This window comes from Stenomitos rutilans (assembly GCF_059505485.1).
Genome location: NZ_JCACKR010000106.1, coordinates 1 through 23,516 on the forward strand (window position 1 = coordinate 1; position 23,516 = coordinate 23,516).

The window sequence follows — 23,516 nt, forward strand, 5'->3', positions numbered from 1 at the left end:
TTTGAGTTTGTGACTCACCGCCAAACCTTTGACTTTCCAAAGCTTTTTTCCTATGCTTGTTTCTCACAACTCATTTAGGATCGCTATATTTGAAAACGTGGATATCTAGACTCTTCTTTTTTTAAGCTAATCTTAAAAGCTAAATCAACAAGATTTCTTAACCCCTCTTCCGAAAGCCTTAAAAAAGGTGAAATTGCATTCACCTTTTGAATTGCTGTAGCAAACTCCTTTGGGCCACAAGTTTGATTGGAACTGAATTCAGAAGCAATTTCATCTCGTACTTGTAGTAATTTGACTGTCAACTTAAGGGCTTCATCAAACACGATAATACGCCTCTAGACTCTAAAAATAGATCTTATGTGCGAGGGGATTTGTCCTAAGACATCAGTATGTAGCAATTTTAATTGAAAGTATCTGAAGTATCAGGTTAGCAAGATTTCTATCATATCTAGTGTATGAGCTCAACCTAATCGTCAACCTCTTTTAGGTTGAGTTGAGGCGAAAAATTAAACACTTTCCAAATAGTGCATTCACCCCTATAGCTTGTTCTAAAAGAATTCAAGCGACAGGAAATTGCCTACTGCTTCAACTTCTTAAAACAACAAACTGAGACCTATGCGGCTAACAGACCTATGCGGCTAACTGTTTCGTGCCTCTTAAAAAGATGAGACTGCTATAGAGATGGAAGGCGGAATCCCAATAGCTATCGGTTTGGCGTGAGAGGTGAATGTGAGACTTGAGGCGGAGCAAGGGCAGGGTAAAATCGGCGGCGGTTTCGGCGAAGGGGGTGAACTGCGACCACGTTTCAGCATGAGACGTTTGACGATCGAGCAATGCCATTAACTGATTCCAGTTGGTGCGAATGGTGTTGCGATCGTGGGGGTCGATCGACGCTTGGTTTGCAACAGCAACGCCTTGATTAAAGTTGTAGCTACTGTCATGCAAACGGAGAATGCAGCGTCGTCCCGGCAGGTGTAGATCGCAAAAGTGGGCGTAGTCCTGGGTTTCTTCCTTGCGTTCCAGGCGGTTACGGTAGCCCAGATCTAATACCCGCTCAAAAATAGGCAACATGCCTTCCACTCGTTGCGCTATTTCTGACCAATCAAAGCTGAGAAAGCCCGTCTGGTCATGCATATTCTGACAAACCACGGTTGCTTTTGGAGCGGCTGACTGAAACGATTTAACGCGAAAAAGCTGAATGGCCTGGATTTCCGGTTGCGATGCCCAGACATTTGGCACGCCAGCCTGCCGCAATTCCTGACTCAACACTTGCAGTTCACCCGCCAAGCCCGCTCGATATAACCGCCATCCTCGATTGGGAATAAGCAGTCGTGTTGTATAAGCGTCCAACTTCATCACCCGCGCAAAATTTTGGACGATGGTCGCGCGATCGTCTCCCGATACGGCCTCCAACGCCAAAAAACCAGGTGCATTATTGTTTGGTTCAGCGCTTGCCTGAGCGATCGCCCGCTGCCGTAGTTCTCGCTGCGTTGCCTCAACCCGCTGAATGCTCTGACGTACCTGAGTCACCAGCTTTGGATTCGGCGTATCGCGCAGCAGTTGACGATAGATGTCTGTCGCCGCCTCCAGTTTGCCCGAAACTTCCTGCAAACGCCCGGCGTAAAACTGTGCCCAGGGATTTTGCGGCGACTGTGCTAAAAATTCTGATACTAGTTGAGCAGCCGATCGGTAGTCTTGACGGTCAAAAGCAGCGGTAATTTCGTCCAGCATAGGGAGGGCAGAGATGAGAGGTTTTGAGTGATGAGTTTTGCACTAGTTGTCAGTTATCAGCCATCAGCAGTCAGCTATCAGCTTTCTTCTAAAAACTAACAACCAACAACTTCTTTAGCCTTTTACCTTTTACCTATACCCACTCCCATCTCATACACCGCTGCAATGAGTGACAGAGCTACTAACGGAGCTGTCACAGCGCGGAGAACACGGGAGCCGAGAGAGACGGGTTGGTAGCTTGCGGCAATCGCCTGTTCAACTTCAGCATCCGTCCAACCGCCTTCGGGGCCGATCGCAATAGTAATTGAGGTCAGGGATGGGGTAGCACCTGCTAACGAAAGACAGTCAGACTGAAGACATTCTAATAAATGGGGAGCCTTTCCTCGTGCAGCGCAAAGATACTTTTTGACCCGTGTTGCGGACTGTTGTTCTGGTTGAAGATGTTCAACAAAGGGAACTGGCGTGGCGATACGCGGAACGCACAGGCGTTCGGATTGTTCGGCCGCTTCGTTGGCGATGCGCTGCCAGCGTTCTAACTTTTGAGGACTGGGATGCAGCAGCGTGCGATCGCTCAACACAGGCAAGATTTGCTCAACGCCTAACTCGGTTGCCTGACGCACGACTTCATCAAAGCCATTCCCTTTTGGAAGTGCCGCCACCAGGGTGACACGGATAGGCAGTTCGGTAGAGTGAGCGATCGACTCTAAAATCTCTGCCTGTGGCTCTAGTGTATGGATCGCGCTCAGCGACGCTAACCAGGCGTGTCCATCTCCATCCATTGCGATAAAGCGATCGCCAGTGCCCAAGCGCAGCACTCGTTGCAAATAGTGCAGTTGTGGAGGGGTTAGACGAATATGCCCGTTTTGCATTTGTTCAGGGCTAACAACCAATCGCTGTAAAGGCACAAGTATTTCCCAGACTAACGAGCGATGAGGTCTATGATTCTCCGCGATCTATCGTTCCTAGGCAAAGAGCAATGGAGACGCTCAGAGTAACAACGGGTCAGAATCCGTAGCTTTAGAATAACAGCCTCTATGTCACGAGGTGCTGAGACACAGTCTTCTCAAAAACAGGAGAGATTAATAAAATTCTGTACGGTAGAAAAATGAATTCATTCCGGGGTCGTATGCTCGACAAACCCTCTCTTGCCGTAAAGCGAGGGGTTTGTGTGCATTCTGAGCCACACGCAGCGATACCGAGAATGGGTGATTATCCAATTTTCTTTCTGGAATGCTGATCGGTGGCGCTGTTGATGTCACTAACCCCCGCAGAGGCATTAAATCATGGCTGATACGATTACATTGACTGGAATCATTCGAGATTTTTCGTCTGTAAAAAGCAACTTGCCTGCAAGTCATCCAGATTTTGAGACCGATACATTCGACGAGCATAATGTTGAGAAAGGCATCGTTGGCCCACTGCTTGGTGCTGATAATAAACCCGTCTATGTCGGCGGCAGTGGTGCAATCAAATCAACTCATGGTAAGGCTGCATTTGACAAGTGGTATGCCAATAATCATCCCGCTAACGCTCAAAAGCCTTTTTCAATCACGCTGAGCAAAGTTAGCTCAAACCCCGACGTTTTTCGCTACGACAATCAGGCATTCTTCCCGATCGACAATGAGCTGTTAGGCAACGAGGGTAACGCTCATAACTTTCATTTCACCTATGAAGTGAGCACTCAATTTACTTACCAGGGTGGAGAAGTCTTTACCTTTATCGGTGATGACGACTTGTGGGTTTTTATTGATGGCAAACTGGTGATTGATTTAGGTGGCATTCACACTCAACAGTCAGCATCCGTGAAGTTAGACACCTTGGGCCTCACGGTTAGTAAAAACTACAGCCTGCGTTTGTTCTTTGCAGAACGCCACACCACGGAGTCTCATTTCCGCATTGATACATCCATTCTGCTCACCCAGCCCGTTGCTACGATCGTCGCGTTAGACCCCAATGTCAATGAGCTTGGCCCGGATACTGGCAAATTTACGATCAGTCTAGATAAAGCGGCGCTCACCGATGTAACTGTGAACTATACCGTGGCTGGCACCGCAACCGAAGGAGCCGATTATCAGCCGATCCCTCGCAGTGTGCTGTTTCCCAAAGGTCAGACTAGCATCAAACTCCCGGTGACGCCGATCGCTGATCAACTGGTCGAAGGGCCTGAAACGGTGATTGCAACTCTCACTAATGGCAATGGCTATCAGGTTGGCGCACCCAGCAGTGCCACGGTCACGATTTTGGATAACCCACCCCCGGTTGCCTCGATCGTCGCGACTGACCCCAACGCCAATGAGCTAGGGCTTGATCCAGGTCAATTTACCATCACGCTGGATAAAGCTGCGCTTGTGGATCTGATCATTGGCTATACCGTTTCAGGTACCGCAACGGAAGGTGCCGATTATCAACCGATCCCTCGCAGTGTCTCCATTCCAAAAGGGCAAGTCAGTGCGGTGATTCCAGTGAAGCCGATCGCGGATCAGATTCAGGAAAGCGATGAAACTGTGATCGCTACTCTACAGCCCGGTAACGGCTATCGCTTGAGTCCGACGATTACGGCGACTGTGGTGATCAAAGATAATCCTCCCATTCCTCCAGCTATTCCGATCGTGACGATTATGGCGACTGATAACGCGGCGAAAAAGCCTAAACCCGCAGAAGCCGTTTCTGACAAAGGCGAGTTCCTGATTAGCTTGAACCAGGCGGCTCCTACCAATATGGTGATCAACTTTAGCGTGAGTGGTTCTGCGCTGGAAGGCTCAGATTGCCTAACGATGCCTCGTAGCGCCCCGATTGCAGCCGGTCAGACTCAAGTAAGATTTCCGGTTGTGCCGATGACTTACTCACCGCTGCGAGCTGGGGCAGGCGTGAGAGGGGTAACCAATGTCATCGTAACGCTGCAACCGAGCACTGGCTGCCAGCTAGGGGCCAAAATTAGCGATACGGTCGTGATCAACGTGCCTGTAGACATTGCGGTTGGCCCTTAAGTCAGAACAACGCTTTTTAGCTCTGCATATCAGGGCTAAAAGGCGTTGTATCAGTTCTGAGTTTTAAGTTTTGAGTTTTGAGTGACCGAACCTGACTAGGGCAAAAGGCGTTATACCAATTCTCAGATTTGAGTTTTGAATAGCGCTGTGCACCGACAAGCTAGAGAGTTTTGAGTGACAGCCCCTAGCACCGCTGGTTGGAGTGCCGCATCTGTCGCTCAATCAAAGGGAAGCGGTATTACGTCTACTGCTATCCGGCAGGGCTGTTGAATTAATGTCGCTGAAATAATATAGGATGCAAATTTAACGAGGTGAGGTGTAAGAGATGGCATTTACTGTTCTAAGACATTCTTCGAGACATTCATGGGTCGCAACATCGGGATTGTTGGGCGTGCTTTTAGCCAGCGCACAGGTAGGGGCCGCCGTTTCGCAGCCCAGCGCTAAAGATTTGCAGCTACCTGCCCCGCAACACAGCAAGCTCACGATCGCTGAACAACCGCTCGTTTCAGTGCAGAGCCTTGCAGGTCAGAGTGCTACAAGCCAGAGTGTTACAAGCCAAAGCGTGATCGCAATCATTCCTGACATCAATGTTGCATCCAGGCCACTAAATGGCAAACTGCTGATTGCAAATAAACAGAATGGCTATACAGAACCATCTGAGCCATCGCAAAAACCTGCCAAACCGATCGCCCAACCCGCTAAACCAGTCTCTGATCCAATCAGCCCTGAATACACGGCTCCAATGGGGCCGATCACCTCGGTTTCACAACTTTCGGATGTCAGACCGACCGATTGGGCCTTCCAGGCACTGCAATCGTTGGTTGAACGCTATGGCTGCATTGTAGGCTACCCCGATCGTACGTATCGAGGTAACCGGGCACTCACCCGCTACGAGTTTGCTGCCGGACTCAATGCCTGCATGAATCGCATTGATGAACTGATTACAGCGGGCACGGCTGATCTGGTGAAGAAAGAAGATTTGCTCGTCGTACAGAAGTTGCAAGAAGAGTTTGCGGCTGAACTGGCGACATTACGTGGTCGCGTTGATGCGCTAGAGGCACGCACCGCCACGCTTGAAAAGCAGCAGTTTTCGACCACTACCAAGCTGGTTGGCGAAGCCATCTTTGCCATCAGCGACTTGTTCGGTAGCCAGGTCGATCGCTTAAACAACACGGTTTTTCAGGATCGGGTGCGCCTTGGGCTACAAACTAGCTTCACAGGCAAAGATGTCTTAAATACGCGGCTGGCGGCTGGCAACGTCAATCAGTTCTTTGTGATTGCTAATCCCTATTCACCGTTTGTCTTAAACAGCAGCGGTCAGCCATTGGGTTCGGCTGAAGGCACACCCGCTTATCGCATCAATGGGCAAACGGGTAACAGCATTGTCCTCGATCGCCTGGATTACACTTTTCCTGTCAGTGATCGGTTGAAGGTCTACATCGCCGCTGCGGGGGGTAAGAGCCAATACTACGTTGCCAGTACTGTCAATCCGTTTTTTGAGAACTTTGACGGTGGCAACGGGTCTATCTCAGCCTTTAGTCAAGAAAGCCCCATCTATCGCATTGGAGGTGGTGCGGGTGCTGGCTTTAATCTAGCGCTGGATACAAAACGGGTCTTCACGCTGTCGGCTGGCTATTTAGCTAACAATGCCAATATTCCTGGCGGTAGCAACGGACTCTTTAATGGAGATTTTGCGGCACTTGGTCAAATCACCATTTCGCCGGGCGATCGCTTTCAGGTTGGCCTAACCTATGTTCGCGGTTATCACACCAGCGGTAACTCCATTTTTGGGTTAGGGTTGGGCAACAACAGCTTCTTCACAGGTACGTTGCCAGCAAATGCCATTCACACGGCCTTTGGGCAAGCCGCGACCACAAACTCCTACGGAGCACAAGCATCGTTTAAGCTCAGCCCCAAAGTAGTCATCAACGGCTTTGGTGGTTATACCGACTTACAGCTTGTGGGTGGCGGAAACGGTCAGATCTGGTATTACGGGTTGGGGTTAGCCTTCCCTGATCTGTTCAAGAAGGGAAATCTCGGCGGTATTTTTGTGGGTGTGGAGCCGTATCTGGGTGGTGCTAATATTGCGGGCTTGAATCTGAGAGGGTTGGGTCTGCAAAATGCAACATCCCTTCACGTCGAAGGGTTTTACAGATACCAGCTTACAGACAATATCTCAATCACCCCAGGCGTAGTTTGGATTACGGCACCCGATCAGAACAATAGCAACGACGATTATGTGCTTCTGACCTTGCGTACTACGTTCTCGTTCTAGCCAAGCTGCGCTAGTCACTCGCACTCTGAAGCTTACGCGGCGGTAATGCAACGGCACGCTTAAACAGCATACATAAGCCTCCTTCCTCTTCATGGTGGGAGGCTTTTTACTTGATGACCTGTGCTGTCGTGTGAATTCACTAGCGTCTGCCCCTTTGTGACATCGATCGAAGAGGTGGACATACTTCCGTAGGGGCAAGACAATACCTTGCCCCTAACCAACGATCATCTGTAGCGATCGTTGGTTAAATCGGTATAACACCGTGATTGTGTTAGTGGCTTACGGCTTGTTAAATCCTTCAGCATTGTGAATTAAAATACGAGCAGTAACAGCGCCGTTCTTTAGTGCCTGCTTTCTGGCTCTTGCTTTCTGGCTCTTGCTCTCTGGCAGTGGTACCCCGGCGCGATCGACCTACCCTCACCATCAGCACGCCCACCCTTCGCCACTATGACACACCATCACGCCCACCATGACCACGACCACGGGCACAGTCATGCTGGACATCACCACACTCCAGCAAACTATAGTCGAGCGTTTGCGATCGGGCTGGCGTTAAACGTGGGCTTTGTCGGTGTTGAAGTGGTTTTTGGCTATTTGGCAAATTCGGTTGCACTCCTGGCGGATGCAGGGCACAACTTAAGTGATGTCTTAGGGTTGGTATTGGCGTGGGGGGCGAGTGTGCTGGCGCAGCGGCAACCCTCTAGCCGTTACACCTATGGTTGGCGACGATCGTCTATTTTGGCGGCATTCTTAAACGCTGTTTTTCTCCTGGTGGTTACCGGAGGGCTAGCCTGGGAATCGATTCAACGCTTTAGCAGACCCGACGAGGTGCAGGGCGGCCTGATTATCGTTGTGGCGGCGATCGGCATTGCCATCAATACAGCGACGGCGTTGATGTTTGTGTCTGGGCGCAAACAGGATTTAAACATCCGAGCCGCGTTTTCGCACATGGCGGCAGATGCTCTGGTATCGGCAGGCGTTGTGCTTGCAGGTATTGGCATTTTGACCACGCGTTGGGTCTGGCTTGATCCAGCCTTTAGTTTGGTCATCAGCGCGTTGATTATCGGCGGCACCTGGCAGTTGCTGAAAGATTCCTTTAATCTGGCGATCGATGCTGTGCCAGATGCGATCGACGAACGTGCTGTGAAAGCTTACCTGGCAGAGCGTCCTGGTGTTGAGCAGGTGCACGATTTGCATATCTGGGGCATGAGCACGACAGAAACTGCACTTACGGCACATCTCGTCATCCCAGAGGGGCATCCTGGCGATGCTTTCCTCGTTCACCTGTGCGAATCGTTGCAAGCCCAATTTGGCATTGCCCATGCCACGATTCAAATCGAGCTGGGCAGCGCAAACTGTACCTGCACTCTAACGCCAACCACAGCCCATCCTTAGCAAGAAGAGTCGGTGCCTATGACGTGGCTTGTCCTGACGTTGGTTATGCTTCTCAGCCTAGCGTTAATCGGGTTGTTAGAGCTACCATTCTCCATACTCCATACTATTAGTGTGCCGGGCTGGTTACCGCTGCTGGGAGCGATCGCACTTTTGTCGTGGTGCCTGGATGATTAACGTCCTTGCTTGATGACGCTAGGTAGAAGCACCGCTTAAAATTGACGGTCGGCAAAAGTGCGATCGTCAGGCAATTCGTTTGAGTCAGCAGTGAATGTAAGAATAGATCAGGGCAAACTCATACAATGTGCAGGTTGACGATCATCCCCTGCTGCTTAAGCAGCAGCACTTTGCTCCTAACGACCAGATAGGCGAGTCTATGGTTTCAGAATCGTTTATTCGCTTTGACGCTTTGTGCATAGATGGGTCAGAAATGAGCATTCCAGCCGACCAAGGGTTAAACCATGAAGCCAGCGCAATCGGATAAGGACGCAAAAAGGTTAGAGGCTTTGTACCAGTATCAAGTGCTGGGTACGGCACCTGAGGAAGCATTCGACGATTTGACCCAGTTGGCTGCTCAGATTTGCGGCACGCCAATGGCCTTAATGACATTAGTTGCAGGTGATCACCAATGGTTTAAGTCAAGCGTCGGGCTGGTCATTGAGGAAGCGGGTCTGCACGTCGGCTTCTGCCCACTTTGCGTCGATCGGCAGGATGTTCTGGTCATTGCCGATACAACCGCCGATGACCAATTTGCAGCCAATGTGGTCGTTACCGATGCCCCCTACGTGCGCTTCTACGTTGCGGCTCCTTTGATTACACCCGCTGGCTATGTGATCGGCACCATCTGCGTGATGGATCAGGTGCCGCGTGAGCCACAGCCACAGCAAATTGAAGCCCTGCGGCGGCTGAGTCGCCAGGTGGTAAGCCAGCTAGAGCTGCGGCTCAATCTCGGTGTGCTGACCATTGCAATGGCTGAACGGCAGCGGGTAGAAATTGCCTTGCAGTATAGCGAAGAACGCTTTCGGAGCGCGTTTCACTGCACCGCGATCGGGATGACGATCGTTGCGCTGGATGGGCGTTTTCTTCAAATCAATCAAGCTGTGTGTGGCATTTTTGGCTATGACGAGGCAGAAATGCTGACGAAAACCTTTCAAGAGTTGACCCATCCCGATGATCTGGCGGCGAACTTGCAGTTTTATCAGCAGGCACGAGTCGGTACGATCGGCTCCTACCAGTTAGAGAAACGCTATATCCATCAATTAGGACACGTCGTCTGGGTGTTGCTGACCGTTTCGTTATTACGAGACGCGGAGGGCGAACCGCTGTATTTCGTCTCACAGCTTCAAGACATTACGCAGCGCAAGCTCACCGAACGGGCGTTGCGGCAAAGCGAAGGGCATTTTCGTGATCTGGTGCAGCATCTTCAGGCAGGCGTTGTGCTGCAAGGGCCACAGGCCGAAATCTTGATGGTCAACCCTGCCGCTCTGTCTATGCTGGGCCTGGACGAAGCCCAGCTATTGGGCATGACATCCTATGACCCTCACTGGCGGGTCATCCATGAAGATGGGTCACCCTTTCCAGGTGAGCAGCATCCCGTGTCGCAGGCGATCGCTACTCGCCAACTGGTGCATAACGTTGTCATGGGCGTTTACCGCCCAAAGTATGAAAACTGGATCTGGCTACTGGTCAACGCCGATCCGCACTTTAACCCCGACGGCAGCATTCAGCACATCCTTTGCACCTTTAGCGACATTAGCGATCGCAAACACATCGAAGAAACCCTACGTAAGACTGAGGCCCGCAATCAAGCACTGTTAAACGCAATCCCTGATTTAATGCTGCGGGTTGATCGCGAAGGTGCTTATTTGGATGTCAAATTTGCGAAAGAATTTGATACTCTCTTACCGCCTGCGGATATCATTGGCAAGCGTGAAGCAGACGTACTGCCACCAGACGTTGCCTGTAAACGCCAGCATTGTCTCGCTGAAGCCCTACGCACGGGCGAACTGCAATTCTGTGAGTATCAGCTTGCGCTCAATGATGGTATCCACTACGAAGAGGCCCGCGTTGCGGTAAGCGGCGAAGATGAAGCTGTGATTATCGTGCGGGATGTAACTCAGCGCAAATTAGTCGAGCAAGAGCTAGAAAGCCAGAATCACCGGGCCTACCTGCTAACTGCGATTACCCTACGCATTCGTCAATCGCTTAATCTGGATGATATTGTCAGCACAACGGTAGCTGAAGTGCGCCAGTTTCTGCACGCCGATCGCGTCCTCATCTACCGCTTTGAACCCGATTGGTCAGGCACCATTGTAGTAGAGTCTGTCGATGGACAATGGACGCCTGCCCTGGGAACCGCCATTCAGGATTCTTGCCTGATGGAGGGCGGCTGGCAAAAATACTATCGGGGCAGAACGCAGGCGATCGACGACATCGAACAGGCCAATCTCACGGACTGCCACCGTGCTCTATTGGCTCAATTTCAAGTGAGAGCAAACCTGGTCGTCCCGATCATTCAAGGGAGGGGTGTCGCCGAAAAAGCACAGCTTTGGGGCTTGCTTATTGCTCATCAATGTACGGCACCGAGACAGTGGCGTTCCTTTGAAATCGATTTTCTGACTCAACTGGCCGATCAAGTCAGCATTGCCCTAGCACAAGCACATCTACTAGTGCGCGCAACGCAACAGCGAGAGCAACTAGCAGAACGCAACCTGGCGCTAGAGCAAGCCCGTCGAGAAGCCGAACAAGCGTCTCAGATGAAGAGTATCTTTTTGGCAACCGTCAGTCACGAAATTCGCACACCGATGAATGGCGTGCTTGGCATGACTGAACTGTTGAAAGACACGAATCTGGATTTGGAACAGCGGGATTTTGTCGAAACCATTCAGACCAGCGGCGAAACCTTGCTGAATTTGATTAATCAAATTCTAGATTTCTCCAAGCTAGAAGCGGGTGAAGTCGAGCTAGAAGTGCTCGATTTTGATCTCAATCTTTGCATTGAAGAAGTGGCAGACCTTCTGGCACCTGCCGCCCATGCCAAAAAGATCGAACTGGCTACCCTCGTCTACCGTAACCTGCCGACCCATCTGCGCGGAGATGTCCATCGACTACGCCAAATTTTGACCAATTTGGTAGGCAATGCGATCAAGTTTACCAGCCGTGGCGAAGTTGTGGTACAAGCAGCGCTGCTTGCAGAAACAGCCACCACTGCCACCATTATGTTTTCGGTCACGGATACCGGCATTGGCATTCCTGCTGCTGGGCTAGACCGTCTGTTTAAGCCGTTTTCCCAAGTCGATGCGTCTACAACCCGGCGGTATGGTGGCACAGGCTTAGGGCTAGCCATTTCACGGCAATTAGTTGAGCTGATGGGGGGTGAGATTGGTGCCGAAAGCACCGTTGGGCAAGGTTCGCGATTTTGGGCCACGTTAATCTTCGATCGTGCTTCCAATTTGCCTGCAACACCTAATCAGCCCGCGACGCCGCTGCCCAATCAACTCAGGCTGCTCGTGGTAGACGACAACGCCACCAATCGCAAAATTGTACGTTATCAAGTATCCTCCTGGGGGATGCAGATTGATGAAGCTGAAAATGGCAGAGTGGCACTTCAGGCTTTGCGGCATCGCGCTCAAGCAGGCGTTCCCTACGATTTAGCCATCTTAGATATGCAGATGCCGGAGATAGACGGCGAGATGTTGGGTGGTCAGATTAAAGCAGATCCGCTGTTGGCAAACACCAAACTAATCATGATGACCTCTCTCAACTATCGGGGCAGCAGTAAGCAGGCAGTAGCCTTGGGCTTTGCGGCCTACCTGGTGAAACCAGTCAAGCAGTCGCGCTTAATGGATTGCATCATGGATACTCTGATGGACGATCCACGCTTCCGCTCCTTTACTCAGGGATTGTCTGAAGGCACACCATCGCCTCTGGCGATCGAAGCACCCTCTCTGAAATCAAGCGCGGGACATACCGCAGGGGCACCGACCACGATCGCACCTTTATCACTGTCACCGCCTTTAAAACTTCTACTAGTGGAAGATAATATCGTGAATCAACGTGTGACGTTGAGCCAACTCAAAGTTTTGGGCTATACCGCTGATGTAGCCTCTAATGGTGAAGCCGCCTTACAAATGATGCGCCAGACCCCCTATGACCTGGTTTTAATGGATTGCCAGATGCCTGGTCTTGATGGCTACACCACAACCCGCGAAGTACGACGATCGCATCCCCAACCGCAGCCTGTGATTATTGCGCTGACCGCTAACGCGATGAAAGAAGACCGTGAAAACTGTCTTGCAACTGGCATGAATGACTATCTCAGCAAGCCGTTGCGTAAAGATGTGCTAGCAGCCAAATTGTCCCAATGGAGCCGGGTACTACTTGAGCAAAGGAGCAATCCATTGACCATGAACAACCACATACCCCACTCGCTTACCACAGAGAAATTCTCTACCTCAGCCACGATCGCCTCAGAGCATTCTACCTTGACGACTGAGATGTGCCCCAGCCCAAATAGCCAGCAGACCGGAGACATTTTCCCCACAATGGTTGAATCGCCAAACACCAACATCGACTCCTGCACTAGTCGGTTTAATGAATTGATCGATTGGGAGCATCTGCATCAACTGTCAGATGGCAGTGAAGAGTTTGAGCTGGAATTATTACAGGTGTTTGTGGAAGATACTGGAACTCATTTGGGCACGCTTGAAACAGCGATCGCTCAACGCCATTTCTATAACCTTGAGCAAGCAGCCCATCATGTAAAAGGAGCTAGTGCCAATGTGGGCTTGACTGCAATGGCTACAACCGCCGGACATCTTGAACAGCAAGCACGTCAGCAGCAGCTTCATAACGCAGAGGCACAGTTAGCTCAATTACAGCAAGTCCTGAATGACGTCCGGCTCTTTTTAGCGACAAAAAGGTAGGTTTGAGCGACGACAGGTAACTTCACCAGGTGCAAAAAGGCTATGAAAGAGGCATTGATCCGCTACCGTTTGCGCTTCCATGCAGGTAGCTCATCACCAGTGCTGTAGTGCTTGACAATCAACAAACAATTTCGATTCCCTGTTCGTGTATAAGTCAAGCCATCAGTTAGCTTTTGCATTAACTGAAGCCCACGCCCCCCTTCAGCATCACAATCAAACGAGGATGATAACTGCTCAAGCTGATGGGCCAAATTAAACGGAGCTCCGCAATCCCAAAGCCGAATTTCGATTCGTCCCGCAAAGATCATGACTTCGATATCAATTAAAAGCTCAACCGGAAGACCATTGTGGGCATGGCGGACTGCATTGGTAAACCCCTCTGCTAACACAAGCTGACACTGCTGCCAGTCGCGATCGGGAAGGGGTGGTCCATTAAACTGGTCAAACCATAAGAGAACGTCAGCGAGTGCGTTCAGGTCTGTTTTGACTTGTAGAAAAGCTCTTTGAACTGCTGGCAAGGGTAAAGAATCCTCAATAGCGCTTAGGTCGGGCTTTAGCAAACACGTCACCGAGCGCCAAGAATGGGTTAGCGTCGTTTTCATTGCAGCAAAACACAGCTTTGCTAGCCCTATTTTAATGGTTTTGCTGCCTGCATTCTGGCTCAAACTGCCCTAATCAATGGTTCCCTTAGAGGATGTCTTAAAAGGTATGAATGCCTACCCGAACCGCCCCCCTGCTCCCCAAATTTGAGGGGTTCTGAGGTGGAAGTCCCCCAGAATTGGGGGATTGAGGGGGCGAAGGCAGCGTCTCTGACACTTCTCAGACATCCTCTTAAAGCTTCAATGACGTCTCAACTCTATGCCGCACGTTTTAATTATTGATGATGACCCAACGATTCAGCTCATTTTAAAGAAAATATTGGCTGATCAGGGCTATGACGTAAGTGTGGCAAGCAATGGCTTAGAAGGCATTAAACAGGCACAAGCGCTTCGCCCCGCCCTCATTATTTGTGATTGGCTAATGCCACTAATGGACGGCTTGACTGTGTGCCGCAACCTTAAAACCGATCCCGATTTGTCTACTACCTTCTTTATCTTGCTTACCTCTCGTGACGCGATCGAAGACCGGGTCTACGGCTTAGATAATGGTGCTGATGATCTCCTCACAAAGCCCTTTGAACTGAACGAATTGAAAGCACGCGTGCGGGCAGGGTTACGGCTCCATCAGGCTAGCCAGGATTTAACCGCTCAGAAACGCCTGTTGGAGTCAGAATTTAGCGAAGCGGCAGAGTATGTGCGATCGCTCTTGCCTAAACCGTTAAGCGGCAGTGTGACGATCGATGCCCGCTTTATACCCTCTCAACATCTGGGCGGTGACTGTTTTGACTATTACTGGCTTGATCCCGACTATTTGGTCATTTATTTATTAGATGTTTCAGGGCACGGTTTAGGGGCCGCATTGCCGTCAATTTCTATCTTGAATATGTTGCGATCGCAATCCATGTATGGCGTCAATTTCTATCAGCCAAGCCACGTCTTAGCAGCGCTCAATGAAGCGTTTCAAATGGACAACCAAAACGATAAATATTTTACGATCTGGTACGGCGTTTATAATCGCGCAAAACGGCAGTTGGTCTATTCAAGCGCAGGGCATCCACCCGCGATCTTACTGCATGAGCACAGCCATCAAGGCATACAAGTGACGCAATTAAAAACAACGGGCATGCCCATTGGTATGTTGCCGGATACCCGCTTTACCGATCAACGCTGCGACATTGATTCATCGAGCATCTTGTATGTTTTTAGCGATGGCATCTATGAAATCTTTCAAGACGGAAATGATTTGTGGGGGTTTGATGCCTTTGTCACGCTATTAGTGAATGAGCAGGAGGCTATTGCCGATGCTGGGTTGGACCACATTTTAAACCACGTCAAGACGCTCAACACAAAAGCATCCCTGGATGATGACTTATCTCTACTGCGTATTCGCTTCAATCCTGATGGTTGCCCTGATGTTCATGCTCAAGCCAACTCTGCCTGATACGCATCTTGGAGGAAATTAACCAGCCAGTCTTTCGCGTGATAGGTGGCGCGACAGTCATCTTCGTTATAGGTGACGATGGCATCAAGGTAGGTGCGATCGCCCGTTGAAAGCCATTGAGCATACCAGTAAATGGATTGGGCACCGTTAGCGCTGGGGTCACGCCAGTCAAAGCCTAACCAACGAGCGATCGGTTTGAGCGCATAGCTTTCGACGGGCAGTGTCACCATACGCGTAACCCGCTCGTGCAAATCGACGAAGCGGGTTAGAAGGGGTTGTACGCGATGGGCTGGTGTGCTGTAGAGTTTGGCGAGTCGCTCAACCGTTTGGACTTCAAAGGGACAGAAGTGAAAGATGGGAGCGGTAGGATACTGCCAAACCAGGTCGAGAAATTGGTGCCAGACGAGGACTTCATCTTCGGGTCGTTCGGCGAGCAGTGGGTAGAATGTCTCGGTTTGAGAGGAGCGATCGACCACCAGCACGCCATGTAGATAGACCAGATTCAGCGCGGGTTCGGCTTCAATGTCGAAGTAGAGTTCTACTGGCGCAGTGGGCACTTCTTCTAACAGGCTTGTGTTCGTCTGGCTCTCAATGAAGAGCGCTCGATTGTGCAATGTCGATCGCGCCTGACGCACTAGCTTATAGGCCGTCTCGGCTCCAAAACCTGGCAGAGGGGCTAGTTGCGCGACGTTCGTTTCGGCCACAGCTTTTACAGTGGTCAGGTTAAGCGCCTGTAGCTGCTGATAGCGAGTGGGGGTCACACCTGGTAAGAGTGAAAGGTGTTGCTCGCTTTTGGCGATCGCATAACAATGCCCAAACCAATGGCACAAACTACAGCGATTGCGAGCGATAAAGACTTCTGGCGAGTCGGGTTGAGATAGCACCTGAATGCATTCATCCAAAATCGCCTGCATTCGAGGTAGCATCTCCCACAGATCAACCGCATAGGCTCCGCGTTCACGCAGCAGCAACCACGCTGTTTCTGACCAGGCACCCTGTACCTCTGCCAGCACCAGCATGTGGAAGGCTGTGATAATTTGATACTCCAACTTAGGGCGCTTGCCTAGCTTGATTTCTGTTGGCTCATACAGCCAATCCCCAAACACAGACTCGCCCGATCGCTTCACCAGCAGATCCGGATTGCTGACCAGCGTGACCCCATTAGGGCCTTCTGCCATCAGCACACCCTGATAAATGCGTTCTACGCCTTGTCGCATTAACCCTAAGGTGGCTTGTGCTCCAGCATCCCAATCTCTTGAAGCGTAACGAGGTTGGTGAATGGCTTGCTCTGCTAAGAGCGATCGCTGGTTGCTCTGGCTATCTTGCATCAGCTTTAGCAAATAGTCACTGGGCGGATCTCGCTGGCTAAGATCGCCATGTAGATCTAAGAACGCCCGTCGGCTACAGCGCTGATAGTTTAGTAGCAGTTCAGCATTCAGTAACATGCTTTCAAGCTAGCAGGGTTTGCTCAAAATGGTAGGGGCCAACGATGAATCATAAAAGCGCCATGCGATCGCAGAACAATGGCAACCTGGAATAAAGAAGCAATGGTTTCAGCATCGATCGCTCTCATCCTTGATCGCTCTATGTTAAAGGCTGGCTCGCTGTCTGTGTTTAATTAATAACAACTAACAACTTTCACGCTTACTCCTTGCGTGTCGCAATGGACTCCAAACACACCTGCTAGAATGCTAACGCTTTGTCTCTACCAGTACGTTACCATGACAGGCATTTCTGCTTCCCACGTTTTTCAGGCTCAAGCTTCTCTGACTGAAGATTCTCTGGTCAGTTATCGCGCGCAGTTTCCTGGTTTGGCGAACAAAGCGTACTTTAACTACGGTGGACAGGGGCCAATGCCACAAAGCGCGCTAGATGCGATTCAACAGTCCTATGCCCAGATTCAGCAGTTAGGCCCCTTCTCAGGTCAAAGCTATGACTGGGTAGTGGAAGAGGCCGCACAAACGAGAACCACGATCGCCACTGAGCTTGGCACCACCGCCCCAACCATTACATTAACTGAGAACGTTTCCGCAGGCTGCAACATCGCCCTGTGGGGTATCGACTGGCGATCGGGTGATCACCTGCTGCTGTCTGACTGCGAACATCACAGCGTCCTTGCCTCAGTGCAGGAGTTACAGCGACGTTTTGGGATTGACGTTTCAACCTGTCCACTGCAAGCAACCTTAAATGAAGGCGATCCGGTGGCAGCGTTAACTCAATGCTTACAACCAAAGACCCGTCTGGTTGTCCTTAGCCACATTCTCTGGAACACAGGCCAATTGTTGCCCTTAAAGGATATGGTGACTGCTTGCCATAGCTACCCCAGCCAGCAGCCGATTCGGGTCTTAGTGGATGCGGCTCAGTCAGTCGGCATGCTCCCTCTTAACCTGGATGAGCTACAGGCAGATTTCTACGCCTTTACAGGGCATAAGTGGTGGTGCGGTCCCGAAGGATTGGGGGGGCTGTACGTTCGCCCAGAAGCACTAGACGAGTTGCACCCAACCTTTGCAGGTTGGCGGAGCATCACCACCGATCGCAGCGGTCATCCTACAGGATGGAAAGCAGACGGGCAGCGCTATGAGATGGCAACCTCCGCCTACCCGCTTTATGCTGGATTGAGAACTGCGATCGCGGTACAACAGCAATGGGGCACCGCACAAGAGCGCTATCAACGGCTCCAAGCCCTCAGCCAGCGACTTTGGCAACAGTTAACCGAGTTACCTGAGGTGATCTGTCTGCGATCGTCCCCACCAGAAACAGGGCTAGTCTCGTTTCAGCTACAGAGCAAGTCTCATCGGTCACTGGTGAATTACTTGGAAGAAAACGGCTTCATGATTCGCGTCATCCTCGACCCGGATTGCGTTCGCGCTTGTCTGCATTACCTCACGTTAGAGTCAGAGGTTGATCAATTAGTGGAAGCTATGCGGCAGTTTGGGTAGAGGTGGCAGAGGGCAGAAGGCGGAGGGGGTAGGGGAAGCGGGGGAAGCAGAGGAAGCGGGGGAAGCAGTTAGGAGACAGAAGGAAGGAGTCAGAAATAATTCAACACTCCTCACTCAGCACCCCATACCCCACACCCCATACCCTCAACTCGGCTCGGTTGGTACCTGCCGTTGGCTTTGGCGGCGGCTGAGTGAGACGTAGGTACTCCAATTCAGCACTTTGCGACGCATTCTGGCTTTCATGGCTTTGGCGGCTAGCGTGTAGCCACCATCGGCACCATCGATAAAGTGCACCTGTGGCCCGTTGTATTCTCCAAAGACAAGGCAGGTCATCAAAGCACGATCGGTGACATGGGTACCATACACCAAATGACCAGCTTTGTACTGCGCTTCCAAATAGTTCACAAGCTGTTCTCGCTGCACTTTAGAGCCAGACATCACCATGCGTAACATATCGTCGAATTTTCGATAGTCAGTTGCTTCTGACAGGATTTTTTTATAGATGCCCCAATCCATTGTGCCAATTTTGAGCTTGAATTTCATAAAAACTAGCCCTAAAAAATTTGCCAATTTTATCTTCCATAGATACAAGCATTGATCGAGCCATTTGCGCGACTTAGCACGTAGCTTTGTTTCTTTAATAAGATGCTTCGTTTTAAACGTAAGATTGATATTTTTATCATTAATTGGATGGTAATTCAAATCATCACCATAGATCGTTTCGATCTGATCAATGACATTTTTGTAGGTCGTGCCCGCACGCTGAAGATGGTGCCCTGTTTCCAAAATGATCAAACTGAGAATTTCTTCGTGTTGACTGGGAATATCTTGCCATCGACACTCCAGGCCAGAAAGATCAACGCCTGAGAAGCCTTCTGTCGGATGTAAGCAATAGGGATTATCTGCATTTGGCGCTTTGACTAGCTCGGTGGCGTAGGTGAGACCTCCACCTGTAAAAAAAGCTTGGTAATAGTTTTCTGAGACTCTTAACTTAGTGGCTTTAGTGGCATAACCAGCAGCCGTCACAATCGATACAGGTACAATACCAACTCGTAATTCTAAAGCGAATTCCGAATAGGCAAGTTGCTGAATGGCAAGCAACACTTTTTTGGCATTGACATAAAGAATGGGCGGAATGGCGATCGACGCTCCATCGCCTCCAAAAACATACGGAATATCGATCTTTTGCGCAACATTTAAAACGGCAATAATGGAGCAAGCACCAAGCAAATTTACATCTTTGTAACGACCTTGCTCGATCGCTTTCGTGGATTCAACAATGTCTGTGATGAGGAGATACCAATCGTTTGGCAGGGGGACGAAGTTATCTGGGTTGGTGATGTCAGAAAACTGTTTAATTGGCGCTAAATTTGAGTAAAAAGCTTCCGTGAACATACGTCATTCTGTCGCATTAGCAGCTTTAGCGTGAAACGGATTATCACTGTGTAGAGACCCTACGTTCGTGGACAGTATTTTTTCTTACACAATATAGGCTGATTATGGCTTAGAAGAAGCACGGATCGATACCGCGTTCCTACCTGGATTGGCAAGTGAAATCGCTGAATTGCCGCAAGCAGCCGTCAGCCTAGAATTTAGAGCTGAAAGCTGATAAGTCATTCGTGAAAAGGAAACTGTGTTGGACCTAACCAGTCATCAGCGGTCAGCCTGGAATTTAAAGCTGACTGCTGAAAGCTGGGCCAGAATCATTTTTACAAAAAAAAAGGATTGCTACATGCCCCAACCCATTCTCTACATCGCTATCACCAATCATGGCTTCGGACATGCCACTCGTGCTGCGTCTGTAGCTGCCGAAATCCAGCGGTTATGCCCTGAAATCTTAATTATTTTGGTGACAACAGCACCCCGTTGGTTACTGGAGGCATACATTTCAACCGATTTTATTCACCGTCCACGAGCCTTTGATGTGGGCATTTTGCAGGCGGATAGCGTCACGATGGATTTGCCTGCAACGCTGGAACGGCTGAAACAGCTCAGGGCGCAGCAAAACAGCTTGATTGCCTCTGAGGTGAACTTCATTAAGCAAAATCGGGTGGGGCTGATTCTGGCAGACATTCCGCCGCTGGCAGCCTTGCTAGGAAAGACGGCCCAGGTGCCGTGCTGGATGATGAGCAACTTTGGGTGGGATTTTATTTACCGTCCTTGGGGCGGCGAATTTGTAGACGTGGCGGATTGGATTGCGGACTGCTTTAGCAAGTGCGATCGCCTCTTTCGCCTACCCCTGCATGAACCGATGAGCGCCTTTCCCACGATCACGGATGTCGGGCTGACGGGTGGAACGCCCCGCTACAGCGTTGCCCAACTGCGAGAGACCTTTGGGGTGAAGGCTGAAGTCGATCACACTGTGCTGATGACCTTTGGCGGTTTAGGCTTGGCGCAGATTCCCTACCAAAACTTGCAGCAGTTTGTGGATTGGCAGTTTTTGACGTTCGATCGCACTGCACCTGACCTGCCCAATCTGATCAAAATTGCTGACAATCACTATCGCCCCGTCGACCTCATGCCCGTCTGCGGTCGCTTGCTCTCAAAGCCTGGTTACAGCACCTTTTCGGAAGCCTGCCGCTTGGGTACGCCGATCGTCTCCATCACCCGCGATGATTTTGCCGAAGCCGCCATTTTGCTCGATGGCATTCAGGATTACGTGCCATCGCAAATCCTCACGCCTACCGAGTTTTTTGACGGCAATTGGGAGTTTTTGCAGCAGCCGTTAAAGCCCACGCGATCGCAGCCTGTGATCACAGACGGCAATCAAGCTATCGCTCAAGCCGTGATTAATTACTTGATGAAAGCTGATAGCTGATGGCTAATAACTGATTCAACCTCGAATTGCTCGCCACCGATTGATCGCTGCTGCCAACTCAAAGCGGCGAAAGTGAGCGAAATCACCGTTAGGAAACCCGGTGAGGTCATCGAAGCCACCTGCGACGATATCTGCCATTGCGTAATCGAGAACTTCGGTGAGAGGACGGTTGCCGCCGAGGTAGTGCTGTTGGAGGTAAAGCAGTGTGGCAGCGATCGCGCGTAGCTGCCCCGTTTCGGCAATTTGCTCAACCGCTGAGAGGTCAATTTCATCGTGACCGAGAACAATGGTGTCTAAATCGCGGACTTTGCGTTTGGGGGGACGATCGTTGTTTGTAGAAGACTGAACAGAGAGAAAACGTGGTGTCAGTGTTCCAAACTGGGTGCCGCCTTCAGGAGCGCGATCGGTCGTGTACTGCTGCGCGATCGCCTGTGCCTGTGCGGTCATTTCCTGCGGTTGAAAGTCTTGCATGGCAATGACCGTATCCGCCACATCAAAGTAGTCACCGCTGCCACCCATCACCAGAATGGTTGAGACGCCATATTCGGTGTACAGTTGGCGCACTTTGTCAATAAACGGTGTGATGGGTTCGCGGTCTTTCGCAATCAGTGCCTGCATCCGGCGATCGCGGATCATAAAATTTGTCGCTGCCGTATCTTCATCAATCAGCAGTAGCTTGGTGCCTGCTTCTAGAGCTTCGATAATGCTGGCGGCTTGAGATGTGCTGCCACTCGCATTTTGGGTAGAAAACGGCGTGGTCGATCGTCCCAGTGGCAAATGGTTGATAAATGGCGATAGATTGACTCCCGCCACACTGCGTCCATCTTCTGCCCGGACTTTGACCGCAGCAGACTCGGTCAACACAAACTCGCGTCCATCATCAGGAATATGAGTGTAAACGCCTAGCTCGATCGCCCGCAGTAGCGTCGATTTTCCGTGATAGCCACCCCCCACAATCAGCGTCACGCCTGCAGGAATGCCCATGCCCGTAATCACCCCTCGATTGGGGCAGGTGAACTCAACTCGCAGAGAGGCGGGTGATTGGAACGGAATGCCATCAAGCAACGGGCGATCGTCCACACCACTCCGACGAGGCAAAATAGCACCATCGGCAACAAACGCAACCAGGCTCTGATCCACCAACTGTTGCTGTAGCCAAGCCGCATCTTCTGCAACTTCGACATGACGTTGAATGGCACCAGCATTCAGGGCACGATACAGCACCCGATCGATCAATTGGGGTAAATCATCACACAATAGCTCCGCTGCCTGAAGCCCTGCCACCCGTCGCCCAAAAGCAGGCAATCCCACCACAAACCGAATTTCTAACCACGCATCATCAATAAAGGCTGCGGTACGTTCGAGAATCGTCTGCTTGGGTTGAGCAATTGCAATTAGCCCACTGCTACCGTTCCCCCGATGTTGACGCATGGATTGAGCCGCCTGATCAAACTGACGAGTAATGTAATCCCGCAGCGCAATGGCTCGACTGGGGTTGCGGTATAGATCCTTGGAAAAGCTCGCGATCGTCTGCGGTATCCTCACTCGGCACTGACTCGGTGACGCAAACGGATCACCCTGGATGCGATCGAGCAGCAGCGTGAAGTCCGCAAACTCGTAGCTTCCCCTAAGGTCTTTGTACGCCTTGTAGTTTTGCTGGTCGAGCCGATGCAAAAGCAGGTGCAGAGAAGCTTGGGTTGACATGGGGGGGAGGGGGGAGCAGGAGGAGCGGCGGGGGCAGAGGGAGCACAGAGAGCGAGGGGAGCAGGGGGGAATTTGAGGTGGAAGGAGCAAAGTTTGAACTCGGAGTGTCGAGCTTGGAGGTCAGAGTATCGAGTTTAGAACTTGGAGTGCTGAACTCAGAGGTTAGATTGTCAAGCTAAGAGGTCGAAGTGTCGAGTCTAGAACTCGAAGCATTGGGCTTGGAACTCGGAGTGTCGAGCTTAAAGGTTGGAGTGTCGAGCTTGGAACTCGGAGTGTCGAGCTTGGAACTTAAGGGATGGAAGTTTGAGCTTGAAAGGTTGGGCTTAGCGTGTTGCCTTTCCCTCCTGCCCTCTGCCGTCTGCCTCCTAACCACCTGTGCTGGAGTAGCGTGTAAAGATAGTAGCTAGGCGCTGAACGATCGCGCTGAGTTTTGAGCAGGGTTGAGTATGACGACAGAAGTGATTAAGCTGGATCAATTTTTGAAGGCGGTTGGCATTGTATCGACGGGTGGACAGGCGAAACTGCTGATCCAGTCAGGAGAGGTAAAAGTCAATGGGACAGTAGAAACGCGTCGGGGACGCAAACTCGTTCTGGGCGATCGTGTCTCTACGATGGGCGAAACCCTTAATGTCGAACCCTCAACCCTTCAAGCACACAATACCAATGAGCCAAACCCCTGGGCATGAACCTTCCCCCGACTCCCGA

Annotated in this window: 16 protein-coding genes; 9 read left to right on the forward strand and 7 right to left on the reverse strand. The window is 50.9% G+C overall.

Annotation, left to right across the window (positions count from 1 at the left end; all coding sequences use genetic code 11):
* Positions 1 to 83: 83 nt before the first annotated feature.
* The 3 genes from AC5JLP_RS21110 to AC5JLP_RS21120 all read right to left on the reverse strand — a co-directional run bounded on the left by AC5JLP_RS21110 (position 84) and on the right by AC5JLP_RS21120 (position 2,636).
* Positions 84 to 323, reverse strand: a complete 240-nt coding sequence (locus AC5JLP_RS21110) for a hypothetical protein (protein ID WP_496069922.1) — start codon at positions 321 to 323, stop codon at positions 84 to 86.
* Positions 324 to 630: 307 nt separating this feature from the next.
* On the reverse strand, positions 631 to 1,731 hold the full coding sequence (locus AC5JLP_RS21115) for a tetratricopeptide repeat protein (RefSeq protein WP_496069923.1): 1,101 nt from the start codon (positions 1,729 to 1,731) through the stop codon (positions 631 to 633).
* Between the two features lie 122 nt (positions 1,732 to 1,853).
* Complete coding sequence (locus AC5JLP_RS21120) at positions 1,854 to 2,636, reverse strand: 16S rRNA (uracil(1498)-N(3))-methyltransferase (protein WP_496069924.1); 783 nt, start codon at positions 2,634 to 2,636, stop codon at positions 1,854 to 1,856.
* 378 nt (positions 2,637 to 3,014) lie between these two features.
* On the opposite strand from AC5JLP_RS21120, the gene AC5JLP_RS21125 reads away from it, so the two are divergent.
* From AC5JLP_RS21125 to AC5JLP_RS21145, 5 genes are all read left to right on the forward strand, one after another.
* Positions 3,015 to 4,718: a fibro-slime domain-containing protein gene (locus tag AC5JLP_RS21125; protein ID WP_496069925.1), complete on the forward strand. Its 1,704-nt coding sequence runs from the start codon at positions 3,015 to 3,017 to the stop codon at positions 4,716 to 4,718.
* 391 nt (positions 4,719 to 5,109) lie between these two features.
* Positions 5,110 to 6,993, forward strand: a complete 1,884-nt coding sequence (locus AC5JLP_RS21130; RefSeq protein ID WP_496069926.1) for an iron uptake porin — start codon at positions 5,110 to 5,112, stop codon at positions 6,991 to 6,993.
* A gap of 447 nt (positions 6,994 to 7,440) precedes the next feature.
* A complete protein-coding gene (locus tag AC5JLP_RS21135; RefSeq protein ID WP_496069927.1) occupies positions 7,441 to 8,388 on the forward strand; it encodes a cation diffusion facilitator family transporter in 948 nt (315 codons plus the stop codon).
* An 18-nt stretch (positions 8,389 to 8,406) separates the two neighbouring features.
* A complete protein-coding gene (locus AC5JLP_RS21140) occupies positions 8,407 to 8,562 on the forward strand; it encodes a hypothetical protein (RefSeq protein WP_496069928.1) in 156 nt (51 codons plus the stop codon).
* 284 nt (positions 8,563 to 8,846) lie between these two features.
* Complete coding sequence (locus tag AC5JLP_RS21145) at positions 8,847 to 13,310, forward strand: PAS domain S-box protein (protein ID WP_496069929.1); 4,464 nt, start codon at positions 8,847 to 8,849, stop codon at positions 13,308 to 13,310.
* A 62-nt stretch (positions 13,311 to 13,372) separates the two neighbouring features.
* Here AC5JLP_RS21145 and AC5JLP_RS21150 read toward each other — a convergent pair whose 3' ends face one another.
* Entirely contained in the window at positions 13,373 to 13,828 is a 456-nt protein-coding gene (locus AC5JLP_RS21150; protein WP_496069930.1) for an ATP-binding protein, read from the reverse strand.
* Between the two features lie 340 nt (positions 13,829 to 14,168).
* On the opposite strand from AC5JLP_RS21150, the gene AC5JLP_RS21155 reads away from it, so the two are divergent.
* A complete protein-coding gene (locus tag AC5JLP_RS21155) occupies positions 14,169 to 15,350 on the forward strand; it encodes a PP2C family protein-serine/threonine phosphatase (protein WP_496069931.1) in 1,182 nt (393 codons plus the stop codon).
* On the opposite strand, the gene AC5JLP_RS21160 is transcribed toward AC5JLP_RS21155, so the two are convergent.
* A complete protein-coding gene (locus tag AC5JLP_RS21160; RefSeq protein WP_496069932.1) occupies positions 15,332 to 16,795 on the reverse strand; it encodes a TM0106 family RecB-like putative nuclease in 1,464 nt (487 codons plus the stop codon). The genes AC5JLP_RS21155 and AC5JLP_RS21160 overlap by 19 nt on opposite strands.
* Positions 16,796 to 17,071: 276 nt before the next feature.
* On the opposite strand from AC5JLP_RS21160, the gene AC5JLP_RS21165 reads away from it, so the two are divergent.
* A complete protein-coding gene (locus AC5JLP_RS21165) occupies positions 17,072 to 18,289 on the forward strand; it encodes an aminotransferase class V-fold PLP-dependent enzyme (RefSeq protein WP_496069933.1) in 1,218 nt (405 codons plus the stop codon).
* A gap of 144 nt (positions 18,290 to 18,433) precedes the next feature.
* Here the strand turns inward: AC5JLP_RS21165 and AC5JLP_RS21170 are convergent, their stop codons facing one another.
* The gene (locus tag AC5JLP_RS21170; protein ID WP_496069934.1) at positions 18,434 to 19,684 is read right to left on the reverse strand and encodes a DUF3095 domain-containing protein; all 1,251 of its coding nucleotides are present in this window, start codon (positions 19,682 to 19,684) and stop codon (positions 18,434 to 18,436) included.
* 337 nt (positions 19,685 to 20,021) lie between these two features.
* Between AC5JLP_RS21170 and AC5JLP_RS21175 the strand changes: the two genes are divergently transcribed.
* Positions 20,022 to 21,107, forward strand: a complete 1,086-nt coding sequence (locus tag AC5JLP_RS21175; protein WP_496069935.1) for a glycosyl transferase — start codon at positions 20,022 to 20,024, stop codon at positions 21,105 to 21,107.
* A 15-nt stretch (positions 21,108 to 21,122) separates the two neighbouring features.
* Here AC5JLP_RS21175 and AC5JLP_RS21180 read toward each other — a convergent pair whose 3' ends face one another.
* On the reverse strand, positions 21,123 to 22,811 hold the full coding sequence (locus AC5JLP_RS21180; RefSeq protein ID WP_496069936.1) for an ABC-ATPase domain-containing protein: 1,689 nt from the start codon (positions 22,809 to 22,811) through the stop codon (positions 21,123 to 21,125).
* A gap of 446 nt (positions 22,812 to 23,257) precedes the next feature.
* Here AC5JLP_RS21180 and AC5JLP_RS21185 point away from each other — a divergent pair, with 446 nt between their 5' ends.
* Positions 23,258 to 23,497, forward strand: coding sequence for an RNA-binding S4 domain-containing protein (locus tag AC5JLP_RS21185; protein ID WP_496069937.1), 240 nt, complete (start codon positions 23,258 to 23,260; stop codon positions 23,495 to 23,497).
* Positions 23,498 to 23,516: the final 19 nt, after the last annotated feature.